Below are 17,894 nucleotides of genomic sequence, written 5' to 3' on the forward strand. Positions count from 1 at the left end.
CACCTTGAACCGCACTGGGTTTCGTTCCGCGCTTATGTGGTGACGAGGGTTCTCGTCCGGGCTTGATCGTAGGCCGCTTCGACCTCGACCGGCGTGCGGTAGCCGAGTGCTTCGTGCAGGCGCTGGTGGTTCCACCACGTGACCCACTCCAGCGTTGCCAACTCGACCGCTGATGTCGACGGCCACGTCGTACGCGAGTAGATCAATTCCGCCTTGTACAAGCCGTTGACCGTCTCGGCCAAGGCATTGTCATACGAATCACCAACCGTCCCAACCGGCGGGGCGACACCATGCTCGGCCAACGTGTCGGTGTAGGCCAGGCTGACGTACTGGACTCCACGGTCGCTGTGATGCACCAGCCTGCCGCCCTCACGTGCCGCCGGCGTCGTGGCCAGGGCCTGTTGCAACGCGATCATCGGCAACGCTTGCGTCGTCAACGACGACGCGACTGACCAGCCGACGATCTTGCGCGTGCACGCGTCGGTGATGAATGCCGTGTACGCGAAGCTGCTCGTCGTCCTGACATAGGTGATGTCGGCGACCCACAACTCGTTCGGCAACGGCGCGTGGAAGTCACGCTCGACCCGGTCCGGGCGGTGATCGGGCACCTTCGACGCAACGGTCGTGAAGGGGCGGCGTCCGCGCCGAACACCGTGCAGCCCAACAGTTCTCATAAGCCGGGCGGTTTGGTCGCGCCCGATCACCCAGCCCTCACGGCGCACCGCGTGTCACATCTTGCGGTGGCCGTACACGCCGTAATTCTGCGCGTGCACCCGCCGAATCTCGTCGACAAGGACCTCGTCACGAATCGCCCGCGCGCAGCGCGGGCGCGCCTTCGCAGCGCGGTAACCACGGGAAGTGATGAACCCACAGCCCGTCGCGCCCAGGATCCGACAGATTGGCTCGACCCCGAACTGATCACGGTGTTCGTCGATGAACCGGATCATCTCGTCGTGGGGCGGTCGAGCTCCGCCGTGAAAAATGCCGATGCCTTCTTCAAGATCTCGTTCGCCCGCCTGGTCTCTGCCAGTTCACGGCGCAAGCGCCGGTTCTCTTCCTCCAGCGACTCCCGCGGAGGCGCGGCCGTGGCAGACGCGACGCGCGGTGAACGCCTCCAGCCACGCAACGTCGGGTCTGAGATTCCGAGCGATGTCGCGACCGCGATCAAGGCCGAACGCTGCGAACAACCCTCAGCAGCGACCTTGTCGGCCACCATCCTGACCGCATGCTCACGAAACTCCGGCGCGTAGTGCCTGAGCATGATCCGATTCTTCCCTCAGTAAAGTCGGAACCAAACCCAGTGCGCTTCACCTTGTCTGCAGTTCGGCGCGCCTTCGTGCCAAAGTTCACCCCATGATGACTGATCTCATGAAGACTGATTCCGCCGTGTTGGTCACTGGAGGAACCCGCGGCATCGGCAAGGCGATCTGTGACGCCCTCGCCGAGGATCACGATCTCGTCGTCGGTGGCACCGACCCGGCTGCCGTCGACGCCGCGTGTGAGCAGTACCCGTCGGCTCGTCCGTTCGCGGCCGACCTCACCGACGGCGACGCCGTCGTGAGGGCGGTCGATGAACTAGGCCTCGAACGACTCGACGGCCTCGTGCACTCTGCGGGTCTGCTCGGCAGCGGCGCCTTCCGCGACCTCACCCGTGACGACTGGCGCCGCACCTTCGAGGTGAACGTGTTCGCCGTCGCTGATCTGACGCGCCTGCTCCTGCCCGCGCTCGAAGAGGCGTCCGGCACGGTCGTCGTCATCAACTCGGGTTCGGGTCTCACGGCCAACGGGCCTGGCGGCGTCTACTCGGCGTCGAAGTTCGCCGCCCGCGCGCTCACCGATGCGATGCGTGAGGAGCTTCGTCCGACCGGGATCCGTGTCTCCTCCGTGCACCCCGGCCGCGTCGCCACGGACATGCAGGTCGAACTCAACGAGTTCGAGGGGCGCGAGTACGACGCGGAGAACTACCTGCGCCCGGAATCGGTCGCGAACGCCGTCCGCGCTGCGCTGACGGCTTCGCCGGACGCCAACTTCGACATGGTCTCGGTTCGCCCCGGCCCCGCGGCCACGAACCGCACCTGAGCGTCCACAACGCCCCGATGTTGTGTTGTTTACGCGCCGTATGTGGCGCGCAAACAACACAACATCAGATTCCGTCAGCGCTGACGCTGCTCGCGCACCATCCGGTGGGTCAGGAGGGCGTGCTGGACGCCGTCGCCCTTCGTCAGCGACTCGGGGCTGACGGAGCCGCCCAGGGGAAGCATCGGCGTGAAGTAGTACAGCTCGCCGTCGCCCAGCGGGCCGAGCTTCGATCGCGCACCCTGGTGCGGGCCGCGCAGGTCGGAAAGGTGCGAGTTCTGCGAGAGCAGGTGCTCGGTGAAGAACTCCTCGACAGAACCGGCGACCACCGTGTTCGTGAGGAAGTGCGGGTCGAGGCACTCGACCTGGCCCGACGGAGCCACGTGGTACACGTGCCCGAAGCTCGTCACGGCGAACGGAATGCTCGACACGTCGGCGCCGAACCACTCGACGAGCACCGGCATCCACCGGCTCGGGTCGACGAGCAACAGTTCCTGCTGGCCGTACCAGCCGAGGCCGTGGCGGCGGTACAGCTCGACGAGCGACGAGGGCAGCTTGCCCTGCGCGTACTCGAGGAAGCCCTCCCCGACCGGCGTCACCTGGGTGGGGGCGTACCGCGAGACGAACGGCTCCAGCGCGAAGGACCCACGCGAGTCAAAGTTCATCGGACTTACTCCTTCTCGGGTTCACGCACCGACTCGCAGCCACTGCGCGAACGCCTCATCGTCGCGCGCCCGTGCTGTCGCGGGGCACGCCCATTCCTTCTAAGACTAGGCGGACGGCGCGGGCGTTGTCGCATCGAGGTGAAAGGGCATGAAAACATAGCCCCATGACTGCTGACTCCACGCCCACCGCTCGTCCCATGCCGGACAAGCCCACCGTCGACGGACTCGAAGACACGTGGGGCGCGGTATGGAAGCAGAACGGCACGTACACCTTCGACCGCGAGCGCGCCCTCGACCTGCCGCGCGAGCAGGTTTTCGCCATCGACACGCCCCCGCCGACGGCGTCCGGTTCACTGCACGTGGGTCACGTGTTCAGCTACACCCACACCGACTGCATGGCGCGCTACCAGCGCATGCAGGGCCGCGAGGTCTTCTACCCGATCGGCTGGGACGACAACGGCCTGCCCACCGAGCGTCGCGTGCAGAACTACTACGGCGTGCGCGGTGACGCGACGAAGGCGTACATCCCGAACTACACGCCGCCGCTCGAGGGCGCCGAGGGCAAGAGCGTCAAGGCCGCCGACCAGCAGCCCATCGGACGTCAGAACTTCATCGAGCTGTGTGACGTCCTCACCGTCAAGGACGAGGAGACCTTCGAAGCCCTCTTCCATCGCCTGGGCATCAGCGTGGACTGGAACGTCTCCTACCGCACGATCGACGAGCGCTCCCGCGCCGTTGCGCAGCAGGCCTTCCTGCGCAATCTCTCGCGCGGCGAGGCCTACCAGCAGGAAGCTCCCGGCCTGTGGGACGTCACGTTCCAGACGGCCGTCGCCCAGGCCGAGCTCGAAGCGCGCGACTACCCGGGCGCCTACCACCGCGTCGCGTTCCACAGCGACGCTGCTGACGACGGCCGCGTCTACATCGAGACGACGCGCCCCGAGTTGCTGCCCGCCGTCGTCGCGCTCATCGCGCACCCGGACGACGAGCGCTACCAGCCGCTGTTCGGCACCACGGTCACGAGCCCGCTGTTCGGCGTCGAGATCCCCGTGCTCTCGCACCCGATGGCGGAGATGGACAAGGGCGCCGGCATCGCGATGTGCTGCACCTTCGGTGACCTCACCGACGTGCAGTGGTGGCGCGAACTGCAGCTGCCGACCCGCTCGATCATCACCCGCAGCGGCCGCATCACCGCAGAGACCCCGGAGTGGATCGCGGGGGGCCCCGGCGAGCAGCTCTTCGCCGAGGAACTCGCGACGAAGACGACGTTCACGGCACGCGAGAACGTCGTCAAGGCGCTCATTGCCTCCGGCGACCTCGACGGTGAGCCGAAGAAGACCCAGCGCAAGGCCAACTTCTTCGAGAAGGGCGACAAGCCCCTCGAGATCGTCACGAGCCGCCAGTGGTACATCAAGAACGGTGGCCGCGACGCCGACCTGCGCGCTGCCCTCGTGGAACGCGGCAATGAGATGACCTGGCACCCGGGCTTCATGCAGAGCCGCTACACGAACTGGATCGAGGGCCTGCACGGCGACTGGCTCATCTCCCGCCAGCGCTTCTTCGGCGTGCCGTTCCCGATCTGGTACCCGGTCGACGCCCAGGGCGAGACCGACTACGACAACCCGATCGTGCCCGATGAGTCCGAGCTGCCGATCGACCCGCAGGGTCAGGCACCGAAGGGCTACGACGAGTCCCAGCGCGGCCAGGCGGGTGGCTTCGTCGCCGACCCGGACGTCATGGACACGTGGGCGACGTCGTCGCTGTCGCCGCAGATCGCCACCGGCTGGCCGATCGCCGACGGCAGCGCCCACGGCAGCGACGCCGAACTGTTCGCCAAGATCTTCCCGATGGACATGCGCCCGCAGGGCCACGACATCATCCGTACCTGGCTGTTCGCGACGGCGGTGCGCGCGCACCACGAGAACGGCTCGGTGCCGTGGACGAACACGGCCATCTCCGGCTGGATCCTCGACCCGGACCGCAAGAAGATGTCGAAGTCGAAGGGCAACGCGCAGACGCCCGAGGACGTCGTCAAGGAGTTCGGCGCCGACGCCGTGCGCTACTGGGCCGCCTCCGGGCGCCTCGGCACCGACGCCGCGTACGACACGGGTCAGATGAAGGTCGGCCGTCGCCTCGCGATGAAGATCCTCAACGCCTCGAAGTTCGCGTACATGACGCCGGAGCCGAGCGCCGCCGACGGTGACCTGCTCGCGCTCGTGACGCAGCCGCTCGACACGTCGATGCTGGCCACGCTGCACGACGTCGTCGAACGCGCCACGAAGGGCTTCGAGGCCTGGGATTACACCCGCTCCCTCGAGCTGACCGAGACGTTCTTCTGGACGTTCTGTGACGACTACATCGAGCTCGTCAAGGAGCGCGCCAACAACCGTGACGGCAAGTTCAGCGACGCCGAGGCCGCTTCGGCCCAGGCTGCGGTCCGCATCGCTCTCGACGTGCTGCTGCGCCTCTTCGCGCCGGTGTTGCCGTACGCCACGGAGGAAGTGTGGTCGTGGACGCACGCGGACTCGATCCACCGCGCGCCGTGGCCGTCGGTCACAGGCTCGACGCTCCCGGCCGACGCCGACGCGAAGGTTCTCACGGTGGTCTCGCAGGCTCTCGCGGGTGTGCGCCGCGCCAAGTCGGACGCGAAGCTCGGCATGCGTGCCGAGGTCACGTCGATGACGCTCGCGGGCCCGGCTGACGCTCTCGCAGCCGCCGAGAAGGGTGAGGCCGATCTGCGCGCTGCAGGTCGCATCACCGGTATGACGACGGCGGTCGAGGACACCGAGGGCGCAACGCTCGTCGTGCGCGACGCAGAGCTCACGCCTCCCCCGCCGAAGCAGAAGTGACGCAGTGACACGACGAAGCGGCCCTGACCTTTGAAAGGTCAGGGCCGCTTCGTTCGTTCTCGCCCTTAGCCGTGGCGGCGAGAGCGTGAATCAGGCGGCGCGGCGACGCACGATCGTCGGGTCGACGCGGTCGAGCACGACCTCGCGGGTGACGACGACCTTGTCGATGTCGTCCTCGCTCGGCACGTCGAACATCACCGGCAGGAGAACCTCTTCGAGGATGGCGCGCAGACCGCGAGCGCCGGTGCCGCGGCTCATCGCCTGCTCGGCGACGGCGTCCAGGGCATCGGGCGTGAACTCGAGCTTCACACCGTCGATCTCGAACATGCGCTTGTACTGCTTGACGAGCGCGTTCTTCGGCTCGGTGAGGATGCTCACCATGCCCTCACGGTCGAGCGGCTCGACGGTCGTGATGACGGGCAAACGACCGATGAACTCGGGGATGAGGCCGAACTTCATGAGGTCCTCGGGCTGCACCTCGGCCATCGAGGCATCGCCACCGGCGGGCGTGTGCAGCTGCGAGCCGAAGCCGAGGCCCTTCTTGCCGTTGCGGTCCTCGATGATCTTCTCTAGGCCCGCGAACGCACCACCGACGATGAACAGCACGTTCGTCGTGTCGATCTGGATGAACTCCTGGTGCGGGTGCTTGCGCCCACCCTGGGGCGGCACCGAGGCGGCCGTGCCCTCGAGGATCTTGAGCAGCGCCTGCTGCACGCCCTCACCGGAGACGTCGCGCGTGATCGACGGGTTCTCGCTCTTGCGGGCCACCTTGTCGATCTCGTCGATGTAGATGATGCCGGTCTCGGCCTTCTTCGTGTCGAAATCGGAGGCCTGCAGTAGCTTGAGCAGGATGTTCTCGACGTCCTCACCGACGTAGCCAGCCTCCGTCAGCGCCGTGGCGTCCGCGATGGCGAACGGGACGTTGAGCATCTTGGCCATCGTCTGGGCGAGGTAGGTCTTGCCACAGCCGGTGGGGCCGATGAGCAGGATGTTGGACTTGGCGATCTCCACCGGGTCCTTCGACGTCGAGTCGGACGCCTGGACGCGCTTGTAGTGGTTGTAGACCGCGACGGCGAGGGCGCGCTTGGCGGCGTCCTGGCCGATGACGTACTCGCGCAGGAAGTCGAAGATCTCGCGCGGCTTCGGCAGCTTCTCGAGGCCGAGATCGACCGAGTCGGTCAGCTCTTCCTCGATGATCTCGTTGCACAGGTCGATGCACTCGTCACAGATGTAGACGCCGGGGCCGGCAATCAGCTTCTTGACCGTCTTCTGGCTCTTGCCACAGAACGAACACTTGAGCAGATCGCTGCTCTCGCCCACTCGTGCCACCGGTCGTTCCCTTCGTCGTCCTACCTAGACAACACGGGGATCGCCCCCGTGAAGTGCACCGTACGACGGTAGTTCACCGCGCACGTCTCCCCCATCATTGAACCGCGCGTGGCGGCTCGACGCGAGCCTGTTCGCCACCGGCGGAAAGCCCGCGTCACCTACGCGAACGCGCCGGCACCCCCGAAGGGCACCGGCGCGTTCGTGTCGTCACGTCGCGTTCACAGCGCGAGGCATCACTGCTCGAGCGAGGCCTTGCGGCTCTGCAGCACCTCGTCGACGAGACCGTACTCCTTGGCCATCTCGGCCGTGAGGATCTTGTCGCGGTCGATGTCGGCTCGCACCTGCTCGAGGCTGCGACCGGAGTGCTTGGCCAGCGTCTCCTCCAGCCAGTCACGCATACGCATGATCTCGTTGGCCTGGATCTCGACGTCGGAGGCCTGGCCACCCGAGCCCTCCATGGCCGGCTGGTGGATGAGAACGCGAGCGTTCGGCAGCGCGAAACGCTTGCCCGGCGCACCGGCACCCAGCAGCACAGCGGCGGCCGAAGCGGCCTGGCCGAGCACGAACGTCTGCACGTCCGGGCGGATGTACTGCATCGTGTCGTAGATCGCCGTGAGGGCCGTGAACGAGCCACCGGGCGAGTTGATGTACATGAGGATGTCGCGGTCCGGATCCTGCGATTCCAGGACGATGAGCTGCGCAATGATGTCGTCGGCCGACGCGTCGTCGACCTGGACGCCGAGGAAGATAATGCGGTCCTCGAACAGCTTCGTGTACGGGTCGAGGCGCTTCGTGCCGTAGGAGGTGCGCTCCTCGAACTGCGGCAGGATGTAGCGGCTCGTGGGCATCGGCGCCGTCACGCCGCCGTGAGCGCCCGTCGGGTTCGTGTAGTTCATTGAATTACTCCGTCAGTAGTCGCGGGCGGCGATCAGTTGGACGACTTCGTCGCGTCCGAGGAACGCTCGAAGACGTGGTCGACGAAGCCGTACTCCTTGGCCTCGTTCGCCGTGAACCAGCGGTCGCGGTCCGAGTCGGACTCGATCTTCTCGACCGGCTGACCCGTGTGCTCTGCGATGAGCTCGGCCATCTGCTTCTTGATGTGCAGCAGCTGCTCGGCCTGAGTTTTGACGTCGGACGCCGTTCCCTGAATGCCACCGAGGGGCTGGTGCATCATGATGCGCGCGTGCGGCGTCGCGTAGCGCTTGCCCTGAGCGCCGGCGGACAGCAGGAACTGGCCCATCGAGGCAGCGAGGCCCATGGCCACGGTGCACACGTCGTTCGGCACCCACTGCATCGTGTCGAAGATGGCCATACCAGCGGTCACCGAACCACCCGGGGAGTTGATGTAGAGCCAGATGTCCTTCTCCGGGTCCTCGGCAGCGAGCAGGAGAAGCTGCGCGCAGATCGCGTTCGCGTTGTCGTCGCGCACGTCCGATCCGAGGAAGATGATGCGCTCCTTGAGGAGGCGGTTGTAGATCTGGTCGTCGAGACCGGCAGCCATCTGCTGGCTCGCCATGACCACGTCCGAGGACTTGGCTGTCGTCAAGGGATCACTCCATCCGAATCTGCCACCCGGCACGCGGATGACACCATGCTTGCACTCTTCACTGACCCTAACGCGCGGGCCCGCGACTTTCGTCCCCGTCCCGGCCGGTGTTCGCCCTGAGCGCAAGCGCGGGCGCTGACCGACTGACGCGAGGCACACGCAAAACTGCGGCCCGATGACGAGAGCGCGGCTCCGCTCGCACCGGGTGTGCGTGCGGAGCCGCGCTCCTGCTGGCGTTCAGGCCTGCGGCGACATCACTTGTCGTCGGCAGCCTTCTTCGTCGCGGTCTTCTTGGCCGTGCTCTTCTTGGCAGCTGCCTTCTTGGCCGGCTTCTCGTCGCCGTCCTTGGCAGCGGCCTTCTTAGCCGTGCTCTTCTTCGCGGCAGCCTTCTTGGCCGGCTTCTCGTCGCCGTCCTTGGCAGCGGCCTTCTTGGCCGTGCTCTTCTTCGCAGCTGCCTTCTTGGCCGACTTCTCCTCAGCGGGCTTCCCGTCCGCGTCGGCCTCGTCGTCACCGGTGTCGACGGCCTCGTTGAGGTCGACGACGTTGCCCGCGGTGTCCTTGACCTTGGCGGACTCGAGGACCGTGGCGAGCGCCTTGCGGCGAGCGACCTCACCCATGATGGCCGGCACCTGGCCCTGGGCGTCGAGCGCCTGGGCGAAGGTGTTCGGGTCCATGCCGTACTGCTGCGCCGACATGATGAGGTACTCGATGAGCTCCTCCTGGCCGACCTGGATCTCCTGCGTCTCGACGATCTCGTCGAGCAGGAGCTGCGTGGCGACCTGCTTGCGGGTGCTCTCGGTGACCTCAGCACGGTGCTCGTCGTCGTCGAGGCGGTTCTCGCCCTCGAGGTGGTTGTGCACCTCTTCGTTGACGACGCCGTCCGGGACGGGGATGTCAATGGCCTCCAGAAGCGCGTCGAGCACCTTGTCACGGGCCTGGACGCCCTGCTCGAAGCGCTTCGTGCGCTCGACCTCGGAGCGAAGGTCGGCCTTCAGCTCGTCGAGCGTGTCGAAGGACGAGGCCAGCTGGGCGAACTCGTCGTCGAGCTCGGGGAGCTCGCGCTCCTTGACCGACTCGATCTTGACGGTGCACTCGGCGTCCTGGCCCTCGTGCTCGCCACCGGCCAGCGGCGACGTGAAGGTGGTCTCCTCGCCGGCCTTGAGGCCGGTGAGCGCCTTGTCGAGGCCTTCGAGCATCGTGCCCGAGCCGATCTCGTAGGAGACGCCAGAGACGGAGTCGATCTCGTTGCCGTCTATCGTGGCGGACAGGTCGATGGAGACGAAGTCGCCCTTCTTGGCCTTGCGCTCGACGCCCTTGAGCGTGCCGAAGCGCTCGCGCAGCTCGGTGATGCGCTCGTCGAGGTCGGCGTCGCTGACCTCGATCGGGTCGACCTCGACCTCGAGGGTGTCGAAGGCGGGGAGCTTGATCTCGGGGCGGACGTCGACCTCAGCGGTGAACGTCAGGCCCTGGCCCTCTTCGAGCGGGAAGTCGGTGATGTCGACCTCGGGCTGACCGAGCGGCTTGATGTCGTTCTCGACGATCGCGTTGGTGTACAGCTCGGGGAGCGCCTCGTTGACGGCCTCCTGCACGACGGCTGCACGGCCGAAGCGCTGCTCGATGAGCTTCGCGGGAACCTTGCCCTTGCGGAAGCCGGGGATCTGAACCTGCTCGCCGATCGTCTTGTACGCCTTGTCCAGGCTCGGCTTGAGCTCCTCGGCAGTCACGTCGACGGTCAGCTTGACCCGCGTCGGGTTGAGGGTCTCGACAGCGCTCTTCACAGCGTGTACTCCAGTAGTCGATGGGATGGGTCACGAGCCGCGACCGGCGAGGCGGGACGCCTGCTGCGTCCTGGCGCCTCATTGCACGGCGCGGCTCGCCGTACATGAACTTCTGTCCATGCTAACGGTCGGGGTAACAGGATTCGAACCTGCGGCCTTCCGCTCCCAAAGCGGACGCGCTACCAAGCTGCGCCATACCCCGCTCACAACCTCGTGTGAACACCGCATTCTCGCACAAGCCGCGGCCTCACCGGCTCTGGCACCTGCCAGGAACGACGAACGGCGGCCCTCGTGGTGAGGGCCGCCGTTCGCGGTGTGGAGCGGGCGACGAGAATCGAACTCGCGTAATCAGTTTGGAAGACTGAGGCTCTACCATTGAGCTACGCCCGCATGTTCGGCCCACATGCTAGCGCACTCGATGCGCGCCTCGCGCACCGCACCTGCCCGCGCCGCGTCAGGTCGCAGTTTGCGCCACATGGTGAACGCGAACTCTCGACTCCGACCTGAATTTGTGTTGGGGTGGGAACCAAGTCCGGGAACCTCCGGCACAGTGTTCCGACCTACACAGGAGGATCAGCATGGGAATCTTTGACAGCGCCAAGGACAAGGCCAGCGACTTCGCCGAGCAGAACCCCGACAAGCTCGACCAGGGCGTAGAGAAGGCGGGTGACTTCGCCGACGACCGTACGGGCGGCGAGCACGCCGACAAGATCGACAAGGGTCAGGACTTCGCCAACGAGAAGCTCGACGGCCTCGGCGGCGGTCAGTGATCTCGGGCTGACGCCTGAAACTTCGAAAGGGCCCCTCGGACAACGCGTCCGAGAGGCCCTTTTGCTGTGCGCCGGGGCGAGCGCGCCCGACCACGCCCCCTTGCGGCGAACGTTCCTGCGTGGCTCAGAGCATCGGACGTCGGTAGCGGCGGTTGCCGTCGCGCCAGATGACGACGACGGAGCGGTCGTCGTCGCCGCCCAGGGCGGCGGAGCTCGTGCAGATGCGATGAGCGCCACCCGTGAGACCCTCGCTGATTGCCGACTGCGTCATGGCGAGCAGGCGGTGCGTCCCGGCGGTGATGTCGCCGCCGGGACCCTCGACGACGCCATCGCTGTAGAGCACGACGACATCACCCGGCGCGAGCATCCCTGCCGCACGGGAGAAGTCGTCCCGTCCCTGCTCGAAGAGGCCGAGGAGCAACCCCTCGGCACCGGTGACCATCTCCCAGCGGCGCGAGTCCGCGTGGTAGTGCGCCGCACTGGGGTGGCCCGCGGTCCCGATGCTGTACGAGCCGGTCCGCAGGTCGAGGCCGATGTGGATGGCGGAGGCAAAACCGTCACGCCAGCCCTGACGAATGAGGTAGCGGTTGGCCGCCGGCAGGAAGCCGGCCGGGTCCGTTTCCCCGAGCAACCCGCTCATTGCACCCGAGAGGAGCAGCGCGCGCATCCCTGCGGAGTGGCCACTGCCGGAGACATCGGTGAGAGCCACGTCGAGCTGGTCGCCGTGTCGGGCGCAGACGACGAAGTCGCCGCTGAACGCGCCACCCTTCGCGGGCAGGACGCAGTGCTCCATACGCACGTCGTCGGGAAGTTCGGGGGCGAGTGCCTGACGGTCGAGCCGCTCGCGAAGGTCCTTGAGCATGCCGGAACCCACGCTGAGTGGCACACCGAGTGCCTGCACGTTGCGCGTCACGAAGAACACGAGGCCGACGACGGCGAGGACGACGCACGCCACCGACCACTCGACGGCGCGATCACCCCAGGCGTACGCGACGACCACGAGGTAACCCGCCACGACGACGGCGATGGCCCGAGCCAGGGTGCGCCCCGACAGGAGGAACCCGGCGCACACGATGAGCGGCACGAAAACCGATTGGGAAACCGTGCCGGGGAAGCTGATACCGGCCAGTGTCGCGACGAGGGTGAGGAACGTGATGACCGCCGCGAGCAGGCGCGAGGAGTTGCGCCGGGGCGTCACGATGCGGCGCACCGACCGCTGGGGGCGCACCCGCTCGCTCGTGACGTCAAGAACCACAGATGCCATTCTATCCGGGGTGACAAACGTCTCACGAGGCGCCTGTGGGCAAAGCGCAAGCACCGAGCCCGCACGGCATGCGGGGCATGCGGGGCCCGGCGCTCGGGTGTCAGTGACTCACAGCGGCGGCAGCGTGCCGTCCGTCTCGTAGGCCTCGACCATGGCGATGCGGCGCGCGTGACGCTCGACGCCGGTGAACTGCGTCGTGATGAAGGTGCGGGCAATCTCCTTCGCCTGCTCGATCGTGACGAAGCGGCCACCGATCGAGGCGATCTGCGCACCGTTGTGCTCGCGCGCCAAGGAGGCGAACTCCGGCGTCAGACACAAGGCGGCACGAATGCCCTCGACCTTGTTCGCCGCCATCTGCTCGCCGTTGCCCGAACCGCCCAGGACGAAGCCGAGCGAGTCGGCGTCGTCACGCACGGCCTCGGCCGCGCGCAGCACGAACACCGGGTAGTCGTCCTCCGCGTCGTACTCGGTGGGCCCGTGGTTGACGACGTCGTGCCCCTCAGCGGTGAGGAAGTCGACGAGGGCCTGCTGGGTTTCAAAGGCGGCGTGGTCGCCACCGACGTGGATGCGCATGTCTCTCTCTCGGTCGAGCGGGTCGTGGAGCTGGTCGATCACGTTCGGGCGCGGTACGCCCCCAGCCGCGGGCCGTACCGCAAAGAACGCTCGTGCAATCCATCCTGCCACCTTCACCCCCGTGCAAAGATGGTCGACGGCGACCACTCGGGCGCGAGCGCGCCTCAGCGAACTGCGTCGCCTCCCCCATCGCCTTCAGGAAGGAACCGACGCCGTGACCGGCTCGAACCTCACACGCGAGGAAGCCCTGGAGCGCAGCGCCAACATCGCTGTCGACTCCTACGACATCACGCTCGACCTCACGACGGGAGCCGAGACGTTCACGACGTCGTCGACGGTCCGTTTCAGCGCCACGCCGGGGAGTGAGACCTGGCTCGACTTCCTCGGCGAGAGCGTGGACCGCGTGGTTGTCGGCGGTGAGGACATCGCCGTCGAGTGGGACGGCGCCCGCGTGCGCGTGCCGAACCTCGCGGCCGAGAACGAGGTTCGCGTCGATGCCGTCGGCCGGTACATGAACACGGGTGAGGGCCTCCACCGCTTCGTCGACCCGGCTGACAACGAGGTCTACCTCTACTCCCAGTTCGAGGTTCCCGACGCGCGGCGCATGTACCCCGTGTTCGAACAGCCGGACCTCAAGGCGAGCTTCACCTTCACCGTCACCGCCCCGTCCCGCTGGCAGGTGCTCTCCAACGAGCCGACGCCCGAGCCGCAGCCGGTGGACACGACCTACACCGGTCCCAACGGTGAGACCGAGCCTGCGGCCACGTGGCGCTTCGGAGCGACGCCGCGCATCTCCTGCTACATCACGGCTCTCGTGGCCGGCCCGTACGAGAAGTACACGGACGAGGTGACCTCCCGCGCGGGCACAGTGCCGCTCGGCGTCTACTGCCGCAAGTCGCTCGCGCCCCACATGGACGCCGACGAGATCTTCGACATCACCAAGCGCGGCTTCGCGTTCTTCGAGAACGAGTTCGACCAGCCTTACCCGTTCACCAAGTACGACCAGATCTTCACGCCCGAGTACAACATGGGCGCCATGGAGAACGCGGGCTGCGTCACCTTCACGGAGATGTACGTCTTCCGCGCCAAGGTGAGCGAGGCCATCATCGAGCGCCGCGCCCTCACCGTGCTGCACGAGCTCGCCCACATGTGGTTCGGCAACCTCGTCACGATGAAGTGGTGGAACGACCTGTGGCTCAACGAGTCGTTCGCCGAGTGGGCCTCGACGACGGCGCAGGCCGAAGCCACCCGTTGGGAGAGCGCCTGGACGACGTTCGGCACCTCGGAGAAGGCGTGGGCGTACCGCCAGGACCAGCTGAGCTCCACACACCCGATCGTCGCCCCGATCCGTGACCTCGCCGACGTCGAGGTGAACTTCGACGGCATCACGTACGCCAAGGGCGCCTCGGTGCTCAAGCAACTCGTCGCCTACGTCGGGCGCGAGTCGTTCACCGCCGGCCTGCGCGCGTACTTCGCGAAGTACGCGTGGCAGAACACGACGTTGCCCCAGCTGCTCGGCGAGCTGGAGTCGACGAGTGGCCGCGACCTGTCGTCCTGGTCGAAGCAGTGGCTCGAGACGGCCGGCGTCAACACGCTGCGCCCGGTCGTCGAGATCGACGGCTCCGGTGTCATGACGCGCGTGCTCATCGAACAGAGCGCGACGAACGAACTGCCGACGCTACGCCCCCACCGTCTCGCCGTGGGGTGCTACCGCCTCGAGGGCGACACCCTCGTGCGTACGCAGCGGGTGGAGCTCGACGTCACGGGTGAGAGCACAGAGGTCACCGAGCTCGTCGGGGTGGAGCAGCCGGATCTGCTCCTCGTCAACGACGACGACCTCGCCTACGCCAAGATCCGCCTCGACGAGCGCAGCCTCGCCACCGCCATTGCTCACCCGCGCGCCTTCACCAGCTCGCTGCCGCGTGCGCTCGTGCTCGGTGCGGCCTGGGACATGACGCGCGATGCGCAGATGCCGGCGGGCGACTTCGTCCGCATGGCGCTTGCGACCCTGCCGGGCGAGGACGACTCGACGTTGCTGCGCACCTTGCTCGGCCAGATGTCCACCGCCGCACTCACGTACTCGGCGCCCGCCAAGCGCGAGAAGCTCGTCGCCGACGTGACGGCCGGTCTGCGCTCCCTGGCCGAGGAAGCCGAAACCGGCAGCGACGCCCAGCTGCAGCTCGTGCAGACGTTCGCATCCTTCGCGCAGAGCGAGGAGGACGTTGCGTTCGTCCGTGCACTGCTCTCGGGTGAGCGCACCCTCGACGGCCTCACCGTCGACACCGAGATGCGCTGGACGCTGCTCACGTCGCTCGCTGCTGCAGGTGCCGCCGACGCCGCGGAGATCGACGCCGAACTGACCCGCGATAACACGGCCACGGGTGCCGAACGCGCGGCGCGGGCCCGCGCGGCGCTGCCGACGTCCGAGGCGAAGGCGGCCGCATGGTCGTCCGTCGTCGACTCCGACGAGCTGGCCAACCAGACGATCGCCGAGACGGCGGCGGGATTCGGACACGTTCACGACGTGAGCCTGCTCGAGCCGTACGTCGAGAAGTACTTCGCGATGGCCGAGGACTACTGGGCAGGGCGCACCCACCACATCGCGGAGCTGGGCATCTCGTCGCTGTTCCCGATGGCGCTGGCCGGACCGCAGCTGCTCGACGCCGCGCAGCAGTGGCTCTCGTCGCACAGCGACTCCCCCGCGGGTCTCGTGCGCACGGTCGCCGAGAACCGTGACGCCGTCGCCCGAGCCGTCACGGCGCAGGAGTTCGACGCTCGCGCCTGATCCGGACTGATTACCGGAAGGAGGCCCCCGACACGATTCGTGTCGGGGGCCCTTCGTCGAGTCGTGCTCGAGGCTCAGCTGCGCGCCCGCACCACCCGGATGACCCGCTTGGCACGACGCGAGGTCATGAGATCGTCCAAGCTCACCCCCGAATCGTCAGGGCCCGCGACGGGGCGACGCCACAGGGCATGCACGTGGGTGACGCCGTGCTCGCCCACGATGCGCTGATCGCCCACGAGATCGGCGACACGGACCGTGAGCAGCAGGCTCGGGGCCGATGCCAGATAACGGTGCAGGGCCCCCACCTGGTCTTCCACACTCGCGCGCGGCGTCGTGAGACCGCGCGCCGCGAGGGCCTCGACGAGAGCCGCGCGACGCTTCTCGGCGCGCTTTTCGTAGGCAGCGTGGTCGTCGCGCAGACCGTAACGACGTGCCTCCTCGAGGTGAGAGCCCGTGAGCAGTGCTGCGCTCGGGGGCGCGTCCTTGGCGCCGAGCGAGGTCATGGCGAGCTCGGGCAGCTTCTTCGGGTCTCGCGAGCCGCTTCCCTCGGTGTCGTCGAGGAGCACGGCCGAGGAAACGACACCGCGCTCGGCGAGGTAGTCGCGGATCCACGGCTCGGTTTCGTCCTCGTCACCGGCCACGACGAGCGCGCCCGCCCGATGCGCCTCGAGCAGCAGAATGCCGATGAGCGCTTCGTGGTCGAACTGAACGTAGGTACCCGCGTCCGCAGCGTTCTCGGCCGCCGACGGCTGCGGTATCCACCACTGGCGGAACAGGGTGCCGATGCGCTCCACCCGCAGTGCGCCACTGCGAGCGAGGGTGCGACGCACGATGTCACGCCACTGTGCGTAGCCGTTCTCGGCGAGCGCCGAGGGCTTCATCGCAGCAAGGCCGAGATCGACGACCGTGCCGTCCGCGGCGCGCGCTCCGAGACGCATGTCGGCGGCGAACGCCTCCGGCCAGGCCCACTCCTCGAAGCCACCGTCGATGACGCCAGGAGCGATGTCGTGCATGACACCGATGCGCATGCCGGCCGCTTTCACCTCACGCTGCGCATCCGCGAACTGTGCGCCGGCGACCCACTGCAGCCACGCCTCGAACTCGACGTCGTCGGCGTGCTCCTCGCGGAAGGCGACTACCTCGGGGCTGCGCGGATTCTGCAGTTCCTCGGGCCATGTGCTCGCCGGAAGACCGTGTTTCAGCGCAATGACGCACCACGTCGCGTAGTCGAACAGCCAACCCGCCTCGGACTCGACGAAGTGCCCGAAGTCGCGACGACGGCGGTGGGAACGCTCGACGTTGAAGATCATCCGCAGCGCGGCTCGCTTCGACTCCCAGACCGCGTCGCGGTCGACCTCGTCCGTGAGATTGAGGCGGCGGGCGTCGTCGCCGTGCCACTCGACGAGTTGGTGCTCCGCGGCCGAGAGATAACCGATCTCGGGCACCTCCTCGACGCGGATCGCGAGGGGGTCGAGCGCCGCACGGCTCGCGGGGCGATACGGGTTGGGGTCGATCGTGGGCACGGGATCGGCCGCGTTCACCGGGCCGACGTTGACGTAGTCCGCACCGCTTCGGGCGGCCCATGTGCCGAGTTCGGCGAGGTCTGCTGCATCGCCGATGCCCCACGAGCGGTCGGACCGCACGGCGTAGAGCTGGCCGGCCACTCCCCAGCCGCGCTTGGCGGCCAGATCGGGCGGCAGGGTCATCGTCGCGGGCGTGACGACGACCGGACGGACGTGACGACGGCCCCCTGCGCTCACCTGAAGTTCGTGGTAGCCCAGGGGAAGATCGCCGGGCAGGTCGAGGTCGACGACCTGAGGAGATGTGCTGTCGCTCTCGCCGGCTGCGTCGCTCTCGTCCTCCCCACCTTCGCTCTTGTCCTCGTCCTCGCCTTCGGACTCGCTGCCGGTGTCCGATGGAGCGTCGAGTTCATCGTCATGGTCGAGGGGGACGATGCTGCCGTCCTCGAGCACGATGCGCGCCTCGAACTCAGCGGTCGCGGGCACGGTGAGCGTGACACTCGGGGTCCAGGACTCGCGCAGGACGAGTGCGTCAGGAAGGCCCACCACGGAAGGCGTGCCTCCATCATGGCGATCGGCACTCGGCGCCGCGTCTTCGCTGCATTCGACGCCCAGCGAGGTGAGCACCGCCTCGACGACCTCGGGCGCGACCGCTCGGGCGCGTCCCGAGCGGTCCCGGACATGGGTGGCAACGCCGTGGGCGTTCGCGAGTTCGTTGAGCGAAGGAGTGCCGGGCATAGGG

At 67.4% G+C, this 17,894-nt stretch carries 12 protein-coding genes, 2 tRNA genes, 1 pseudogene and 1 other annotated feature; of the genes and pseudogenes, 4 read left to right on the top strand and 11 right to left on the bottom strand.

The window, feature by feature from the left end:
* Positions 1-32: 32 nt before the first annotated feature.
* Positions 33-1,261, bottom strand: a pseudogene (locus tag IM689_RS09710) (IS3 family transposase).
* Positions 869-986, bottom strand: a sequence feature (AL1L pseudoknot). Its footprint overlaps the pseudogene before it by 118 nt.
* 107 nt (positions 1,262-1,368) lie before the next feature.
* Here IM689_RS09710 and IM689_RS09715 point away from each other — a divergent pair.
* The gene (locus IM689_RS09715; protein ID WP_129662886.1) at positions 1,369-2,079 is read left to right on the top strand and encodes an SDR family oxidoreductase; all 711 of its coding nucleotides are present in this window, start codon (positions 1,369-1,371) and stop codon (positions 2,077-2,079) included.
* 74 nt (positions 2,080-2,153) lie between these two features.
* Here the strand turns inward: IM689_RS09715 and IM689_RS09720 are convergent, their stop codons facing one another.
* On the bottom strand, positions 2,154-2,741 hold the full coding sequence (locus IM689_RS09720; RefSeq protein WP_129662884.1) for a T6SS immunity protein Tdi1 domain-containing protein: 588 nt from the start codon (positions 2,739-2,741) through the stop codon (positions 2,154-2,156).
* Between the two features lie 164 nt (positions 2,742-2,905).
* On the opposite strand from IM689_RS09720, the gene valS reads away from it, so the two are divergent.
* Positions 2,906-5,587: a valine--tRNA ligase gene (gene valS, locus IM689_RS09725; protein WP_193643816.1), complete on the top strand. Its 2,682-nt coding sequence runs from the start codon at positions 2,906-2,908 to the stop codon at positions 5,585-5,587.
* Between the two features lie 90 nt (positions 5,588-5,677).
* Here valS and clpX read toward each other — a convergent pair whose 3' ends face one another.
* From clpX to IM689_RS09755, 6 genes are all read right to left on the bottom strand, one after another.
* The gene (clpX, locus tag IM689_RS09730) at positions 5,678-6,916 is read right to left on the bottom strand and encodes an ATP-dependent Clp protease ATP-binding subunit ClpX (RefSeq protein ID WP_129662879.1); all 1,239 of its coding nucleotides are present in this window, start codon (positions 6,914-6,916) and stop codon (positions 5,678-5,680) included.
* Between the two features lie 233 nt (positions 6,917-7,149).
* Positions 7,150-7,812: an ATP-dependent Clp protease proteolytic subunit gene (locus IM689_RS09735; RefSeq protein ID WP_047311361.1), complete on the bottom strand. Its 663-nt coding sequence runs from the start codon at positions 7,810-7,812 to the stop codon at positions 7,150-7,152.
* Between the two features lie 32 nt (positions 7,813-7,844).
* Positions 7,845-8,432, bottom strand: a complete 588-nt coding sequence (locus IM689_RS09740) for an ATP-dependent Clp protease proteolytic subunit (protein WP_129663224.1) — start codon at positions 8,430-8,432, stop codon at positions 7,845-7,847.
* 284 nt (positions 8,433-8,716) lie between these two features.
* A complete protein-coding gene (tig, locus tag IM689_RS09745; RefSeq protein WP_193643817.1) occupies positions 8,717-10,240 on the bottom strand; it encodes a trigger factor in 1,524 nt (507 codons plus the stop codon).
* A 128-nt stretch (positions 10,241-10,368) separates the two neighbouring features.
* Positions 10,369-10,442, bottom strand: a tRNA-Pro gene (locus tag IM689_RS09750).
* A 114-nt stretch (positions 10,443-10,556) separates the two neighbouring features.
* A tRNA-Gly gene (locus IM689_RS09755) sits at positions 10,557-10,630 on the bottom strand.
* A 188-nt stretch (positions 10,631-10,818) separates the two neighbouring features.
* On the opposite strand from IM689_RS09755, the gene IM689_RS09760 reads away from it, so the two are divergent.
* Positions 10,819-11,010, top strand: a complete 192-nt coding sequence (locus IM689_RS09760; RefSeq protein ID WP_047311360.1) for an antitoxin — start codon at positions 10,819-10,821, stop codon at positions 11,008-11,010.
* Positions 11,011-11,134: 124 nt separating this feature from the next.
* Here IM689_RS09760 and IM689_RS15060 read toward each other — a convergent pair whose 3' ends face one another.
* Together IM689_RS15060 and IM689_RS09770 are read right to left on the bottom strand one after the other, a co-directional pair.
* Positions 11,135-12,265, bottom strand: coding sequence for a PP2C family protein-serine/threonine phosphatase (locus tag IM689_RS15060; RefSeq protein WP_193643818.1), 1,131 nt, complete (start codon positions 12,263-12,265; stop codon positions 11,135-11,137).
* A gap of 117 nt (positions 12,266-12,382) precedes the next feature.
* A complete protein-coding gene (locus tag IM689_RS09770) occupies positions 12,383-12,847 on the bottom strand; it encodes a ribose-5-phosphate isomerase (protein ID WP_047311655.1) in 465 nt (154 codons plus the stop codon).
* Between the two features lie 214 nt (positions 12,848-13,061).
* Here IM689_RS09770 and pepN point away from each other — a divergent pair, with 214 nt between their 5' ends.
* Complete coding sequence (gene pepN, locus IM689_RS09775; protein WP_193643819.1) at positions 13,062-15,632, top strand: aminopeptidase N; 2,571 nt, start codon at positions 13,062-13,064, stop codon at positions 15,630-15,632.
* A 74-nt stretch (positions 15,633-15,706) separates the two neighbouring features.
* On the opposite strand, the gene malQ is transcribed toward pepN, so the two are convergent.
* Entirely contained in the window at positions 15,707-17,890 is a 2,184-nt protein-coding gene (malQ, locus tag IM689_RS09780; protein ID WP_193643820.1) for a 4-alpha-glucanotransferase, read from the bottom strand.
* Positions 17,891-17,894: the final 4 nt, after the last annotated feature.

Origin of the sequence: Dermacoccus barathri, from assembly GCF_015070805.1 — a bacterium.
Taxonomy (GTDB): domain Bacteria; phylum Actinomycetota; class Actinomycetes; order Actinomycetales; family Dermatophilaceae; genus Dermacoccus; species Dermacoccus abyssi.

Bases quoted from the DNA above. Each gene is read 5' to 3' on its own strand.
- IM689_RS09715 (WP_129662886.1), top strand. From the start codon at position 1,369: ATGAAGACTGATTCCGCCGTGTTGGTCACTGGAGGAACCCGCGGCATC.
- IM689_RS09720 (WP_129662884.1), bottom strand. From the start codon at position 2,741: ATGAACTTTGACTCGCGTGGGTCCTTCGCGCTGGAGCCGTTCGTCTCG.
- valS (WP_193643816.1), top strand. From the start codon at position 2,906: ATGACTGCTGACTCCACGCCCACCGCTCGTCCCATGCCGGACAAGCCC.
- IM689_RS09735 (WP_047311361.1), bottom strand. From the start codon at position 7,812: ATGAACTACACGAACCCGACGGGCGCTCACGGCGGCGTGACGGCGCCG.
- IM689_RS09740 (WP_129663224.1), bottom strand. From the start codon at position 8,432: ATGGCGAGCCAGCAGATGGCTGCCGGTCTCGACGACCAGATCTACAAC.
- IM689_RS09760 (WP_047311360.1), top strand. From the start codon at position 10,819: ATGGGAATCTTTGACAGCGCCAAGGACAAGGCCAGCGACTTCGCCGAG.
- IM689_RS09770 (WP_047311655.1), bottom strand. From the start codon at position 12,847: ATGCGCATCCACGTCGGTGGCGACCACGCCGCCTTTGAAACCCAGCAG.
- malQ (WP_193643820.1), bottom strand. From the start codon at position 17,890: ATGCCCGGCACTCCTTCGCTCAACGAACTCGCGAACGCCCACGGCGTT.